The sequence below is a fragment of the Quatrionicoccus australiensis genome (assembly GCF_020510525.1).
Classification (GTDB): domain Bacteria; phylum Pseudomonadota; class Gammaproteobacteria; order Burkholderiales; family Rhodocyclaceae; genus Azonexus; species Azonexus australiensis_B.
Genome location: NZ_CP075188.1, coordinates 814,493 through 829,986, shown reverse-complemented (window position 1 = coordinate 829,986; position 15,494 = coordinate 814,493). Strand labels below are relative to the sequence as shown.

Sequence of the window (15,494 nt, the reverse complement as noted above, 5' to 3'; positions counted from 1 at the left end):
ACTACATAGGTTACTTATGGGTAGCCAGGTGGGTGATCAATCCCTCTGTCAACGCTTCAACAAAGCCACTGGAGTAGCCAAGATCAACCAGACGCCAACGAAAAACATTCCCGAGGCGTGCTTTACGGAACCACCCAATTTTCGTCGGTAACCGTTGGGTATCAAGGTCATCCATTACTGTTTGCAATACCGACTCCAGTCTCCGCCGCCCACCCAGCTTGGCCAGCTTGGCCTCACTCGTTGGCGGAAAATGGCGAGCAATTTTCTCCGCCAGTTCGTTGGCCAACAAGGCATCACTTTGCGGCAGTAGCCAATCCAATAGACTCATGCGTTATTCCTCGAAATCGTACCAAGATACTGCGGCAGGCGGCAATTAAACACGTCATCAAGGAGAGCCGTCCAGTTTTCAAAAACTGGTTGCCTCAATACATGCACGGAGTCATACCAAGCATTGTTCTCTCCTTCAAGCCCCCAGCGCCAATCGTAGCGGTAAGGCAAGAGCAACCAGACCGGCTTCCCGAGTGCACCAGCAATATGCACTACTGAGGTATCCACCGTAATGACAAGGTCCATTTCCATGATCAATGCAGCCGTATCGGCCAAGGTTATCAGTTCATCAGAAAAATTCGTCAAATTATCAGGGCAACTTTCCGGCACATCAGTCTGCAGCGAGAAAAAAACTGCGCTTCTCTGTGAATCGATATATTGACGCAATATATCGAAACTTATCGATCGCCTTCGGTCTGCTCGATGCCTTGGATTTCCAGACCAAGCAACACCAATACGAGCCTTGTTATCAAGGCCATGAGATAGAAGGCGCTCATGCCAGTGTTGCATATGCTCGACAGGGCACTGAAGGTAGGATTTTTTCCCGGGAATAGAATCGGCCGTCGAATTCAGCAGATGGGGAAGGCTCATAGCTCCGACCCAATAGTCAAAGCCAATACCTGCTGCCGTTTTTCGATGGACAGGCAACAGTTCTACTTCGGGAAAGTTTGGCGCCAATAGGGGAATTGCCACTTCGTTACACTCAAGTACGACTTTCACCCCCATATCAGTCAGCAAAGGCAAATATCGGGCACACATCACCAAGTCACCAAGCCCCTGCTCGGCATGTACCAGCAAGCTTTTTCCAGCTAAATGTTCGCCTTGCCAGCGGGGCTTATCAAACAAATCTCCGTTAATGAACTGGGTTGCATCAGGATGATTGTAGCGTTCCTCAGCCAACCGGAAGCCCTCGGGATAAAACCCCCTTGCCAGCTCAACACAAGCCAGAGCAAAAAGCACTTGAGGGTCATGCGAATAACTTTCATGAATGCAACGACACAGGTCGGCAACAACCTGATGCCGACCTGCCTCAAAATATACTGGATAGGCATTCGCGAGAAACGAGTTCGATATTGTTCCCTCTTCCAACGCTCGATCGAAATAGCGCAATGAATTTTCGACCCCTGCACCGGCAGAAAGCGCGATGTAGCCAGCAAACCCCAAGAAATCGGGGTGTTTCAGGAACTCAGGATCATCAATGGAGCGAGTCTTGAGCAAGGCATAGGCTGGTTCAAAATCATCATTCAGATACAAGGCCATGCAGGCAATGATAAACAGATCAAAATCGGTTTCGTGAAATCCCTTGGCAACGATTCTCTGGTAAGCCGCCGCCGTCTTATCGGAAAAGTAATCCCCGTAGATCTGAATTTTTTCAATTTCGCCCTCGCTCCAACCAACACGGCGAGCTTCACAAATCAACCTATCGACATACGGCTGGCAGTCCTTCGTGGTTTCAAAATCTTTCTTGATTGACTCCTTGAAAGCTTCCGCTTTGCCCGGCCCGAAAAAAGACAGAATCTCCACTGGCAAACCGCAGGAGGCCTTGCCCACGGCCCTTGTAGGAGCGACAGGCCCAACGAACACAGACCTCAACCATCGTAGCCACATTTAGAGCACCCAAAAAAACGAAAGCCACCCCTAAATCGGGGTGGCCAGAATAGGCTCAAACAATATTAGCCGCGGCAGGAGCCCGGCATCAAGCTGGTCGGAGTTCCAACGCAAGACCAAGTACCGATATCACGCTGACTTGCCGACAAAGTCGGCGTCGGGGTCAATGTGACACTGATGGTGACACCATCAACCGTACCGCCCGTTGTAATGATCCCTGTCGTATCTGCAACGCCAACGCCAGTCACATATTTGCTCGTCTTGGTAGTACCGCAGGACGAAAACGAAATGGAAGAACTGGACTGGGCAATTTCCGACACACAGGTCCGACCGCTACTTGCAGCCAGAACAATTTCGGAAACCTTGGCCTTCTTGGTGTAATCCTGATAAGCCGGCAACGCAACAGCAGCCAGAATACCGATGATCGCAACAACGATCATCAGTTCGATCAGGGTAAAACCCTTTTGAATCTGTTTCATTTGAATCTCCTTTTTTCGCGAAAAGAGCGGAAAACCGCTGCCACAGTAAAAGCACGAACCAGGCCAACAAAAAAACGAACAACAAAACCAATCTAACCAGTAAATACCTATCTGATTATCATGGGTTTACCCGGTACAGCCTGGCACCGATCACGGCACCAGACAGAAAGCATGTGACAAAAACCGTCACCTTAACTTCGTTTCTCGGCACCCCTGTATCAGCAATCAATCTGCTTCTCCGCCATGAAACCCGCTGCATATTTCCGATAAACATCTTCCTTGCAGAAAACCGCATGCAAGTCCGGATCGATATGGCCGTTGTTTCTGAAACTTTCCAGGATCGCCAGGGCTTGCGATAGCTTCATGCCTTCCTTGTACGGCCGGTCCTTCGCGGTCAACGCTTCAAAAATATCGGAAATGCCCATCATGCGGGCCTGCCAGCTCATTTCTTCGCGCGTGAGGCCTTTCGGGTAGCCTTTGCCATCCATGCGCTCGTGGTGGCCGCCGGCGTATTCCGGTACATTTTTCAGGTGCTTCGGCCAGGGCAGTTGTTCCAGCATGCGGATGGTGGCGACGATGTGGTGATTGATGATTTCGCGCTCGCCGGCGGTCAATGTCCCAGCCCGGATGCTGAGATTTTCCAGTTCGTTGTCGCTCAGAAAGGGCACCTCTTCGCCCTGCTCATTGCGCCAGTGATAGTTCTGCGCGATGGCACGAACGCGTGCAATATCCTCATCGCGCATGCGCTCGCTGCCCATGTTGGCAAAACGCAGGAATTCGCGCTCGGCATTCAGCGTCGCATGGTTTGCCGCGAGTTTTTCCCGGACCTGTTCCGCATCGGCGCCAGCGATGATTTCATTCAGCGCGGCGATTTCGGCATCGCGCTTGAGGACTTCAAAACGCGTATCGACCAGATGAATGCGGTCGAAGATGGTTTGCAGCTTGGTGGCCTTGTCGACGACATGCACCGGCGTCGTGATCTTGCCGCAATCATGCAGCAGGGCGGCGATGCGCAGTTCGTAGCTATCCTTGTCGGTCAGGTGGAAGTCGGCGAGCGGACCTTCGCTGGTCGCATTGACCGCCTCGGCGAGCAGCATGGTCAGTTCCGGCACGCGCTGGCAATGACCGCCGGTATAGGGCGACTTTTCGTCAATCGCCAGATTGATCAGCTTGATGAAGGATTCGAACAAGCCTTCCAGTTGCTGCACAAGCTGCCGGTTGGTCAATGCGATCGCCGCCTGCGAGGCGAGCGACTCGGCAAGGCGTTGATCCGCCTGGGAAAATTCGACGACGCCACCGGTTTGCGGACTGAGCGCATTGATCAGTTGCAGGACACCGATGATTTCGCCTTCGTGGTTCTGCATCGGCACGGTCAGGAAGGACTGTGAGCGATAGCCGGTCCGCTCGTCGAACTTGCGCGTACCGGAGAAATCGAAGCCGGCTTCGCTGTAGGCATCGGCAATATTGACCGTTTTGCCATTAATTGCGGCGTGGACCGCCACCATGCTGTCGTTCGCCGAGCCGTCTTCCCGATACAGCGCCAGATCGGGAAACTTGCCCGAAGTCGGCGGCGCGTCGCTGCCACCGAAGGCAATCGCCAGCGAGTCGGTGCGCACGATCTCGAAATGCAGGCGCTGCCTGTCCTCGGAAACCAGATAGAGCGTGCCGCCATCAGCCCGGGTAATGGTCTTGGCAGCAAGCAGGATTTTTTCGAGCAGCCGGTTCAGGTTGCGCTCATTGGAAAGCGAAGCACCGATGTCATTGAGCTGTTCAAGACGGTGAAAAAGATCATCGAGGGTTTCCATGCTCGGCTCCTATTTGATGCACACCGCTCTGACCTGCTTGATATCGGTGATGCCCTGCATGATCTTGTCGATGCCATCCATTTTCAGGGTACGCATGCCTTCGTTCAAGGCGCAGGCGAGAATATCGGCCACCCGCGCCTTTTCCTGGATCAGCTTCTTGGCAGCATCGGTACCGACCAGCAATTCGTGCAGACCGACGCGCCCCCGATAGCCGGTATCGCTGCATGCCGGGCAACCACAGGCGCGATAAAGCGTGAACTGTCCATCCTTGGCGTAGCGACTCTGCCACTCCTGCCGGATCGCCGCCAGCGATCCCTGCGGATCTTTTTTCCAGGCTTCGGTTTGCGTCAGCTCGGCGCAATACTCGTGCAACAAGGCCTCAATCTCCTCAGGTGCTGGCTGATAGGCTTCCTTGCAGTCCTTGCACAGGCGCTTGCCGAGACGCTGGGCAAGAATGCCGAGCAGCGCATCGGAAAAGTTGAACGGGTCCATACCCATGTCGAGCAGACGAATGATCGATTCCGGCGCCGAGTTGGTGTGCAGCGTCGCAAAAACGAGGTGGCCGGTCAGCGAGGCCTCGATGCCGATGCCGGTGGTTTCCGGATCGCGCATTTCACCGACCATGATGATGTCCGGATCGGCGCGCAGGAAGGCCTTCATCACGGTCGCAAAATCGAGACCTGCCTTCTTGTTCACCTGCACCTGGCGCAGGCCCTTCTGGGTGATTTCAACCGGATCTTCGGCCGTCCAGATCTTGGTTTCCGGACGGTTCAGGTAGCCAAGCACCGAATGCAGCGTCGTTGTCTTGCCGGAACCGGTCGGACCGCAGACGAAAAACAGGCCGTAGGGCTTCTCGATGCACTTGATCAGGTTCTCGTGATTGCGCGGCGACAAGCCAAGCTGGTCCAGCTTGATCGGCTCGCCGGCCGCCAGGATGCGCATCACCACATCCTCGACACCACCCGCGGTCGGGATGGTTGCGACGCGCAACTCGATGTCGAGCGGTCCGTATTTCTTGAACTTGATCTTGCCGTCCTGCGGCTTGCGCTTCTCCGAGATATCGAGGTCGCACATGATCTTCAGGCGCGTCACCAGGGCGGAGCGATAGGAAGCCGGCACTTCGATGTAATTGACCAGCGAACCGTCCTTGCGGAAGCGGACCATGGTCTTTTCCTTGCCCGGTCGCGGTTCGATGTGAATATCGGAAGCGCCCTGCTGGTAGGCCTCGACGATGATCCGGTTGACCAGGCGCACCAGTTCGTTGTCGGCGGCAGCCGATGCCTCGTCACCGGCTTCGGCCACTTCATCCGGCTCACCCATGCCGGAAAGCAGGTCATCGACCGTGCCCATTTCGGAAATGGCACCAAAAAACTGGTCGACCGTTGCACCGAACTCGCTGCGGGTAGTCACCCGGTAAACGATGCGTGCCTTGGGAAAAACGTTGTTCACCATGCGCGAACTGCGCAGGCTTTCCGGATCGGGCGTCATCACGACCACGCCTTCCGCCGTCTCTTCGAGCGGCAGCCAGGCATTGGCATCGACGTAATCGCGCTTGATGTTGCGCAGCAGATCGACCGGCTTGATGCGATCCGCGCGAAATGGCTCGTAGCCGACATCAAAATACTTGCCCAGCGCTGCCCCGATCGTCGCTGGCTTGACTTCGAATTCACGCATCAGAAGCTCTTCGAGATCAATGCCGCTGTGCCGGGCGCTGTGCAAGGCACCGTCCATTTCGCCGGCCGAGATCACGCCGTCGGCAATCAGGTGGTCATAGCGCGAACGCACGACAAAGGCCGATTTCCGGCGCAGGGTGAAGGCGATGGCCAGGGTCTTGGCAAGATCGGCCGCCTCTTCTTCCTGAAATTCGGAAAACGGCTGATCCTGACGCTGGTTGATCAGTTGCAGAACCCCCAGCAACTCGTCGCTTGCATCGAGAATGGGCACCACCAGCATCTGCTTCGAGCGATAGCCGGTGCGCCGGTCGACCTCCTGCAGGAAGCGGATTTGCGGACTGATTCGCTGCAGTTCGGCTGTGTCATAAACATCGCGGATATTCACCGACCGACGATTCAGCGCAACATAGCCGGCAATGCTTTGCTCGGTCAGCGGCAGGCGAATGTCCTTGAAGGAATTGAGCCCGGTCTTGACCTTGGAAACGATGGTCTGGCGATCATCGCCCAGCGCGTAGATGGTCAGGCGGTCCGCATCGAACAGATCACAGATATCCTGCGACAACTCGAGCATGATCTGGTCGATATTGCTCGTCGCATGCACCCGGTTGGTCACGGCCTGCAATTTTTTCAGAAACAGCAGGCGGCTGGCGACATCAGTCATTTCTTCTCCAATTATCCAGTCGACCGGACAGACAAGCGTTGCGGCGAGACCGGGCAAGCTGGTTGGGCACCATTCAGCAGCATTTCAAAACTCGAAGACTTGATTGTTCTGCAGCATGCGCGGCTGATAATCGGCGAGACCGGCCTCGATCTCTGCCATGGTCAGTTCGATCTGCCCCGGTTTCAGGTGCGTGATGTGGATTTCACAGGCGCGCTCCAGGCTCTGCAACTCTGCCGCCAGCAGGCTCGGACAAAGATGCTGCGATCGCCGGGCCAGTCCTTCCTCCCGATTGGAGAAGGCGCATTCGATGATCAGGTATTTGAGCTTGTCTATCCGGTTGACCGCCCGCCAGAAGTCAGGACAGATGCCGGTATCGCCGGAGAAAACCAGGCTGCCGGCACCGGAGTCGAGGCAATAGCCGACTGCCGGCACCGTGTGTTCGACTGGCAAGGCAGTGATGCGACGACCATCGATACTCACGGTCTCGGCCAGTGCGATGCTCTGGTAGCGCATGACCGGATGCTCGGCATCCGGAATTTCGGTGAAGTCAGGCCAGATTGCCCAGTTGAAGATGTGCTTCTGCAGAACGGTCAACACGGCGGCAGAGGCATAAACGGTCAGCGGCTTCTCGCGCCGGTCGGCCACGGTATCGATCAGCAGCGGCAAGGCGGCAATGTGGTCGAGATGGCTGTGGGTCAGGAAAACATGGTCGATGGCGGCCAGTTCGGCGATCGACAGGTCTGCGGCACCGGTCCCGGCATCGATCAGGATGTCGTGATCGACGAGCAGCGAAGTTGTCCGCAGGTGCTGCCCGCCGATGCCACCGCTACAGCCAAGGACTCTGAGTTTCATCGCTATTTCACCTGGAAGACGGTTACCCCATCCCAACTTTCACCTGGCGGATGCGCCCGCAGATAGGCAATCCGCTCGATGTACAGTTCGTACAGACGGCATGCCGGAAAACGCTCACGCAAAATGCACAATTGCAGTTCGGCCTGATCCCAGTCCTGCGCCCGGTAACGGCTCAGCGCATGCTGCCACAAGGCCAGCTCATCGCGGCTGGCGGCCGGCAATTCGGCGCTCAGGCCAAGCGGCTCGTAAATCGCGACCGGTGCGTCCTTGCCCTTGACGCGTACCCGGTCAAGTTCGCGGAAGGTGATGTCATCGACCTGGCGCCGTGTTTCCTCACCGACCACGATGTCGACACCGTATTCCTTGGTGATGCCTTCGAGACGCGACGCGAGATTGACCGCATCGCCCATCACCGTATACGCCTTGCGGACCGGTGAGCCCATGTCGCCGACCGTCATTGTTCCGGTGTTGATCCCGATGCCGGCCTGCAGCGCCGGCCAGCCACGCGCCTTGAACGGTTCGGCAAGTTCGCGCAGGCGCTGCCGCATGCCCAGGGCGGTCAACACCGCGTGGCGGGCATTTTCCGGATCATTCACCGGCGCGCCCCAGAACGCCATGATGGCGTCGCCGATGTATTTATCGAGCGTGCCGCGCTGCTGCCGGATCACTTCGGTCATCGCCCCGAAATATTCATTCATCAGCCGCGCCAGTTCCTTCGGCTCCATCCCCTCGGACATGCTGGTAAAGCTGCGGATATCCGAGAAAAGCACGGTCAGTTCCTCGTTCTGCCCTTCCATGCTGTAACTCTCGGGGTTTTTCGCCATCTCGTCGACCAGTTCCGGCGGCACGTACTGCCCGAACAAGTCGGCAAATTGCCGCTTGGTCCGCGATTCGACGAAATAGCCCCAGGACATGTTGAGACCGTAGAGAAGCAGCACCGACAGCACGCCCGCCGCGAGCGGCATGACCAGATTCGCCGACGACCACAGGAGCATGTTGATGCCGAGCATGGCCGACAGCGTCGCCACGGCCAGCAGCGTTGCGCGGAAAGGCGAGAGCAAGGGCAGCAACATGACCAGCATGCCGCCGAACAGCAGCAACTGGATGACGTCGATGGCAAGGACGAAGCCCGGCTTGTCCTTGATGCTGCCTTCAAGCATGCCGGCGATCAGGTTGGCATGCACCTCGACTCCGGGAAAAGTCGCCCCCACCGGCGTCGACCGCAAATCCATCAGGCCCGGCGCCGTTGTCCCGACCAGCACGATGCGTCCGGCCAGCTGCTCGGCAGAAACCCGGCCGCGCAGCACGTCGACCGCCGAGATATAGGGAAAACTGCGCTCGTAGCCGCGATAGGGAATCAGCGCCGAAACATGCTCGTCGACCGGAATGCGCAACGAGCCACGCGGCGAATCGACCTCCAGCCATTCGATCGCCGATTCGGCATCGGGAAAGCCGGGGCGGAGTTCGCCATGGCCAAGCAAGGTACGCACGACGGCAAGGGACAGCGCCTCGTAATAGGCGCCCTGGTATTCGACGATCAGCGGGACACGCCGCGAATTGCCGTCGAAATCGACCAGCGGATTGAAATGCCCGGCACTGCTGGCCGCCGCCTGCAAGGCCGGCAGGTTGGCACCGTAACCGGACCATGAAACAAAGGGAATCCGCCGCCCGGCAAAGGTACCCGGCGCAAAGACCGGCGCCGGCAGGGCACCATTGCGCTGGGCGTTGTCCAGACTGGAAAAATAATAGCCCAGCACCACCGGTCGACCACGCAGGGTATCGGCAAACAGGCGGTCATAATCCAGCGTCGAGCGCAGATCCTGCAAGGCACGCTGATAGCTCGGCTCGTTTTTCAGCTGCTGGCGACCGATGTTCTCCAGCACCTTGAGCCCGGAACTCTCGTCCGGCTCGGCAAACACAACGTCGAAACCGATTACCGCAACCTTGTAGTCGTCGGTCAGGCGCCGCACCAGCTCGGCCAGCGTATTGCGCCCCCAGGGCCAGCGCCCGACTTCGGCCAGACTCTTCTCATCGACGTCGACGATGATGATGCGTTCATCGACCGTGCGCGGCATGGTCAACCGCAGGCGGACATCGTAGAGATAGGCATCGAGCGCCGAAACGAAGGGAATCTGCCAGGCACGCCCGGCATGACCGAGCAGTACCAGCATGCAGAGCGCGCCGAGCACGAAACGAACGAGATGTTTTTTCATGACAGCGGCGCGCCGGGCATCAGGTCTTCAGGAAAAATTCCATCTTGATGCCGGCGATCTCGATGACATCGTGATCCTTGAGCTGATAGGCCTGGGCGTCGAGGACCTCGCCATTGACGATGGGAAATTGCGTCCCTTCCACATGGGTGATGAAGAACCCGTTCGGCCGCTTGGCGATCACCGCCACCTGCAGCCCGGGCTTGCCGAGCGTGGTCAGGGTCTTGGTGAGTTCCAGCTCCTTGCCGATGTTGGCACCACTGAGCAATTGCACGGCAGCCGAGGCGACGGCAACGCCAGCCACATTGCTGCGCGTTCCGATATTGCTGCGCGTGGCGCTCTCGACCAGTTGCATGTCCTCCGGACGCAGCGGCGTGGCACGCGGCGCGGCAGCCTTTTCATGCTCGTCGATGGTGGCCGCGGCATCGCTGAGATCGGCCATGTACTTGAGCTTGTACTTGCCCAGTTCGACGACATCGTTGTTGCGCAGGAAGTGCTTCTTGATCGGCTGGCCATTGACCAGCGTCCCGTTGGTACTGTTCATGTCCTCAAGAAAGGAGTCATTGAGGATGGTGACAATCGCCGCGTGCTCGCCGGAGATGGCGAGATTGTCGATCTGGATGTCGTTGTGCGGCTTGCGACCGATGGTCAGGCGCTCCTTGTCGAGCTGAATTTCCTTCAGTACCAGACCGTCCATTGAAAGGATCATTTTTGCCATGTTGCCAGCCTCATCTCATTTGAACCGGGCCAGCAGCTTTTGCCACCAGCCTCGCGGTACGGCAAAACTGCTGTGCACCCGTACCAGAATTACCGAAATATTATCCCGCCCGCCATTGCCGTTGGCCAGCTCGATCAGCTCCTCGGCCGCCAGCGACAAATCGCCACCCAGCGCCAGCAGGACATTGGCGATTTCCTCATCGTCGATCATGTCATTCAGACCATCCGAACAGATCAGGAAAAGATCCCCCGGTGCCACAGCATGTACGTGGATTTCCGTTTCGACAAAGGGATCGACCCCAAGCGCCCGGGTCAGCAGGTTTTTGTTGTGCGAATGGCGCGCCTCTTCTGCGCTAATCATGCCACCATCAAGCTGTTCCTGTAAGAGGGAATGATCCCGCGTCAACTGTTCGAAACGGCCGTTGCGCAAGCGATACAGCCGGGAGTCGCCAAGATGGGCAACGATCACGCGGTTATCGTAAAAATGCGCCGCAACCACCGTCGTTCCCATGCCCGCATATTGCGGCTGACTCTCGGAGGCGTTGAACACGGCGACATTGACGGCCGAAACTTCGTCCAGCAGGCGCTGCTGCAGAAACTCAGGGGTCATGACCTCACCGTCAGGCACGGCAGGCGGACTCAGAAACTGGGTCAGATTGCTGGCCAGCAAGGTGGTGGTCATGCCGCTCGCCACTTCGCCGGCGTTGTATCCCCCCATGCCGTCAGCCAGGATAGCCAGTCCGAGGCTGGCATCGGCAAACACCGCATCCTCATTATGCGAACGGACCATACCCGGATCGGTGCGGGTAACCATTTCCAGCGCGTCGGCAAGCCTCATGGGCTGCACTCCAGACGGTTTTTTTTCAAGAGACGTGACTTTCTGGCGGATTCAGGCAGGCACGCAGGGCTGCAGCCATTTCCGCCCCCTGCTGGTAACGCTGCCCGGGGTTCTTGCTGAGCGCCGTGGTGATGACTGCCACAATACCAGCAGGCAAGTCAGGTTTGATACTCAAAATGTCCGTGGGCGACTCGTTGGTGATCCGGAACATCAGTTGTGCCATGGATTCGCCGCTAAACGGCAGTTGACCGCTGCACATCTGATAAAGCATGACGCCGAGCGAAAAAAGGTCGGAACGGCCGTCGATCTTCTTGCCGGTCAGTTGTTCGGGGGACATGTAGGAGGGCGTGCCCAGCACCATGCCGGTCCGTGTCCGCGACGAGTCGGTGATCCGGGCGATGCCGAAATCGGTGACCTTGAGCAGGTCGCTGCCCGGTTCATACATGATGTTGGCGGGCTTGATGTCGCGATGCACGACATGGTTGCGGTGCGCGTAATCCAGCGCATCGGCAACGCGGGCAACAATCGACACCACCTCGGGCAGCGGCAGCAGTCCGGCCGGCTTGGTCTGCGGCACGAGATCGCGCCCGTTCAGGAATTCCATGGCGATGTAGGCCAGGTCGTGCTCTTCGCCGGCATCGTAGATGGTCACGATATTGGGGTGATTGAGACGCCCGGCCGTTTCTGCCTCGCGGAAGAAGCGCTGTTTGACCTCGTCCAGCTCGTCGGCGTCGAACTCCTGCGCCAGCGCCATGGTCTTGATCGCGACGACACGATTGATCTTCGGATCGCGCCCCTGATAGACCACGCCCATCGCGCCCTTGCCGAGTTCCTTCTCGATCTTGTAGCGTCCCAGCATGGCCTGCTCGACGCCCATCACCAGCGTCCCGTTAGCCGTCTTGCCGTTCGCACCGGCAAGAAGCACGGTTTCCGACATCTGTTTGGCGCGCTGCAGGCGTTGTGTCACGTCGCGGAACTGCGGATCGAAGTCTGCAACATAGCGGAATACTGCCTCGGCCTTGTTGAACTGCCGCTTGCGCTCGTAGTCGAGCGCCAGGTTGTACATGTTTTCCAGCAGGCCGGCGTCCATCGGACACTTGCGGAACTTGTCGAAGGCCATGTCGAGCTGGCCCTGTCCCTGAAAAGCCAGCGCCAGCATGCGGTTCGACTCGGCAGAATCGAGCTCCGACTTCTCCTTGCTGCGCTCGGTGACCAAATAGCGCTTGGTGGTCAGCAGCAGATGGCCGACCAGCAACAAACTGGCCGCGCCCATCAATTGCACCCAGATCCCGGCACCCAGCATCAGCCCGAAGTGACTGCCGAGCAACACGGAAAGACAAAACAGTGTCAGCAAGCCGCCAGCCGCCGCCGAGAGGCGGGGCAACAGCAGGATCAGATAAAGCCCGACCACCACCTTCGCCGCCAGACTGGCCCATTCAGCCCAGGCCGGCGTCAGGAAAAAATGCTCCTGCAGAATGCTCGAAACGGCATGCGCCAGCGTCAGCACCGGCGCCATGGTTGGTGAAACCGGCGTCACCTGCGCCGAGCCGACACCGGCGGCCGTCGCACCAATCAGGACGATCTTGCCGGCATACTTGCTGGCCGGAATCTTGCCGGACAGGACATCGTAGAAAGAATCGACCGGAAATACCGGTCGACCGTCCCGATCCTTGTAAAAATAGGTATGCATCGCCGTCGACCGGTCGGTCGGAATGTTCAGCTTGCCGAGCCGGACTTCGCGCCCGAGTTGCACCTTGATGTCGGCCGGCCCGAGATTGAGGCTGCGCGCGGCGATCACCAGCGACAGTGCCGGGTAGAACTGATCGAAATACTGCACGACCAGGGCTTCCGTCCGGATCCCGCCATCGACATCGGGCAGCGCGTTGAGATGACCAAGCGCCTGCGCCTTGCTGCCCAGCAGCTCGATCGGCATTTGCACCTGCGACGCCGGCAAGGCAATGCCGCCGCCATCAGTCACCTGCACCAGACGATTGGCCTGGATGAAATCCGGCAAGGGTTTGTCCGGCCGCCCCGGCGCCTCTTCCAGCCTGAATAGCAGCGGCAACAGCACATTACCGGCATTGGCATAACTGCTCGCCAGGCGGGCATCGGTGTTGAGCGCCGCCTCGGCCTCGCGGAGTACGGCCGAAATTTTTTCCAGCTCAGGCGATAACGCGGCATTTTCACCCTTGCTCTGCTCCAGCATGTCGATCAGGCGGGTAACGTAGCCATAGCCGGCATCAAGCTGCGGCTCGGAGAAGAAAATGGTGTTGGCAACCAGCTTGACCTGCGCACCGGCCAGCAGATCGGTCAGACGCGCATGCAGGTCGCGCGACCATGGCCAGCGGCCGAGGTTGGCAATACTCTGGTCATCGATGGCAATCACGGCTATGCGATCGGAAGCCGTCTTGCCCGACGCCTGCACCGCCAGATCGTAGGCCTTGCGCTCCAGACTCTGCAACAGATCCCCGGTACCGGCGAACAGCATCACCAGGGTGACCAGCACCCCGAGAAACCAGTCCGCCTTCCAGAACGCGGCTTTCGCCATCCCCCAACCCTTTCAAAGCACCGATGGCATATTGCCCGGGCATCTTTTTACGCCAGGCAAGGCTGGCGGTCAAACCTTAACGCAAGGGAATCTCCACCCCCAGCCCTTGCGCCTCGGCCGCGGCCAGCACGCGCAACGCCACCGCCAGATCCTGGATGGCCATGCCTTGCGACTCGAAAACCGTAATCTGGCCGGCGTCCGTACGGCCGGGATGCCGACCGATGATCACATCGCCCAGCTCGACCATCTGCCGCGGATGCAAACGCCCCTTTTCGAGCAGCGGCAGCAAGTCTCCCGCTTCCGCCAAAGCCGTCGGCACGGCATCGACCGTAATCAGGTCACAACGCTTCAAGGCGGCTTCCGACAACTCCTGGCGAATCAGCGCATTCGAACCGGCCGCGTTGATATGCGTCCCCGGCTCCAGCCATTCGGCTTCAAACAGCGGTTGCGCTGCGGTGGTTACGGTTCCGAGCAAGTCACTGCCGCGCACAAGTTCTTCGGCGCTGGCCGCCGGTTCAACCGCAACGCCGGTTGCCTCGCTCATGCGCTGGCAAAAAGCCTGCAATTTATCGGCCTTGCGGCTGAACACCTTGACCCGCTCCAGCGGCAAGGCCGCGCAGATGGCGCGAACATGCCCTTCTGCCTGCCAGCCGGCACCGAACACGCCGGCCACCGTCGAATCCGGCCGCGCCAGCCAGCGCGCAGCCAGGCCACTGGTCGCCCCGGTCCGGATCATGCCCAGATAGTCGGCCTCGATCACCGCCCGCAATTGACCGCTGGCCGCATCGAACAGGTGCACCAGAAAGCGGTTGCCACTGCGATTGCTGGTATAGGCCTTGTAACCAAGCACGCCCTGGGCCGGCAAGGCACCCTGCAGGATGTGCAGTACCGTTTGCGGCAGGCGCGAGCGGGCACGCGGCGTATCCAGGGCCTGGCCGAGCGCCAGGTCACGATGCGCCGACTCGACCCCCTCCAGGGCCATCTCGACGGTCAACAGCTTTTTTACATCATTTTCCGAGAGAAACAGGGCCATGCCGAACTCCTACCATTCCCAAAATCATTGCATCAAACGATGGTGACATCCTGACGCGCCAGAATCCGCTGCTCAAGCCAACGCCCAAGCACCACGACCAGAAGCGCCCCCACTGCGCCGGCCACCTTCGCGGACCAAAGCGGCAGCGGCGGCAGCAAATCAAGAACACCGGGATCGGTAAATATCATCTGACCGGCGACGTAGCCGAGCAGGGCAGCGCCGAACAACACGATGGACGGGAAGCGCTCCATCCAGTGCAGGATCAACTGGCTCGACCAGACGATGAGCGGAATGCTGACCGCCAGACCGAAGAGCAGCAAGGCCAGACTGCCGTGGGCGGCGCCGGCAACGGCAATCACGTTATCGAGGCTCATGACGAAATCGGCGACGACGATCGTCTTGACCGCGCCCCACAAATGCGAGGATGGCTTGATGTCGTGCCCTTCTTCGTCCTCCGGCAGCATCAGCTTGACGGCAATCCAGATCAGTAAGAGACCGCCGCCCAGCTTCAGCCAGGGCAGGTTCATCACCAGCGCCGCAAAGACGGTGAGCACGACGCGCAGGCTGACGGCACCAGCCACGCCCCAGAAAATGCCGGTGCGCCGTTGCTCGGGCGCCAGATTGCGACAGGCAAGCGCAATCACCACGGCGTTGTCGCCGGAAAGCACGATATCGATCAGAATGATCTGACCGACGGCAATCCAGAATGCAGCTGAGAGAAAATCAAGTTCCATAAACCATCA

The 15,494-nt window shown here is 58.6% G+C and carries 12 protein-coding genes; all 12 read right to left on the bottom strand.

The window, feature by feature from the left end; all coding sequences use genetic code 11:
• Positions 1 to 10: 10 nt before the first annotated feature.
• Positions 11 to 328, bottom strand: a complete 318-nt coding sequence (locus KI612_RS04085) for a hypothetical protein (protein WP_226442562.1) — start codon at positions 326 to 328, stop codon at positions 11 to 13.
• Entirely contained in the window at positions 325 to 1,878 is a 1,554-nt protein-coding gene (locus tag KI612_RS04080; protein WP_226442561.1) for a glycosyltransferase family 9 protein, read from the bottom strand. The genes KI612_RS04085 and KI612_RS04080 overlap by 4 nt, the downstream gene beginning before the upstream one ends.
• Positions 1,879 to 2,000: 122 nt before the next feature.
• Positions 2,001 to 2,414, bottom strand: a complete 414-nt coding sequence (locus KI612_RS19815) for a pilin (protein ID WP_264180798.1) — start codon at positions 2,412 to 2,414, stop codon at positions 2,001 to 2,003.
• 218 nt (positions 2,415 to 2,632) lie between these two features.
• Positions 2,633 to 4,219: an HD domain-containing phosphohydrolase gene (locus KI612_RS04065; RefSeq protein WP_226442560.1), complete on the bottom strand. Its 1,587-nt coding sequence runs from the start codon at positions 4,217 to 4,219 to the stop codon at positions 2,633 to 2,635.
• A gap of 9 nt (positions 4,220 to 4,228) precedes the next feature.
• Positions 4,229 to 6,553, bottom strand: a complete 2,325-nt coding sequence (locus KI612_RS04060; RefSeq protein WP_226442559.1) for a GspE/PulE family protein — start codon at positions 6,551 to 6,553, stop codon at positions 4,229 to 4,231.
• Between the two features lie 84 nt (positions 6,554 to 6,637).
• On the bottom strand, positions 6,638 to 7,405 hold the full coding sequence (locus tag KI612_RS04055; RefSeq protein ID WP_226442558.1) for a 3',5'-cyclic-nucleotide phosphodiesterase: 768 nt from the start codon (positions 7,403 to 7,405) through the stop codon (positions 6,638 to 6,640).
• Positions 7,406 to 7,407: 2 nt separating this feature from the next.
• Positions 7,408 to 9,618, bottom strand: a complete 2,211-nt coding sequence (locus tag KI612_RS04050) for a CHASE2 domain-containing protein (RefSeq protein ID WP_226442557.1) — start codon at positions 9,616 to 9,618, stop codon at positions 7,408 to 7,410.
• A 19-nt stretch (positions 9,619 to 9,637) separates the two neighbouring features.
• A complete protein-coding gene (locus KI612_RS04045; RefSeq protein WP_226442556.1) occupies positions 9,638 to 10,333 on the bottom strand; it encodes an FHA domain-containing protein in 696 nt (231 codons plus the stop codon).
• 15 nt (positions 10,334 to 10,348) lie between these two features.
• Positions 10,349 to 11,170, bottom strand: a complete 822-nt coding sequence (locus tag KI612_RS04040) for a Stp1/IreP family PP2C-type Ser/Thr phosphatase (RefSeq protein ID WP_226442555.1) — start codon at positions 11,168 to 11,170, stop codon at positions 10,349 to 10,351.
• A 25-nt stretch (positions 11,171 to 11,195) separates the two neighbouring features.
• Positions 11,196 to 13,718 (bottom strand): CHASE2 domain-containing serine/threonine-protein kinase, encoded by a 2,523-nt coding sequence (locus KI612_RS04035; protein ID WP_226442554.1) that lies wholly within the window; start codon positions 13,716 to 13,718, stop codon positions 11,196 to 11,198.
• 76 nt (positions 13,719 to 13,794) lie between these two features.
• Entirely contained in the window at positions 13,795 to 14,751 is a 957-nt protein-coding gene (locus KI612_RS04030; protein ID WP_226442553.1) for an ornithine cyclodeaminase family protein, read from the bottom strand.
• 32 nt (positions 14,752 to 14,783) lie between these two features.
• Positions 14,784 to 15,485, bottom strand: coding sequence for a TerC family protein (locus KI612_RS04025; RefSeq protein ID WP_226442552.1), 702 nt, complete (start codon positions 15,483 to 15,485; stop codon positions 14,784 to 14,786).
• Positions 15,486 to 15,494: the final 9 nt, after the last annotated feature.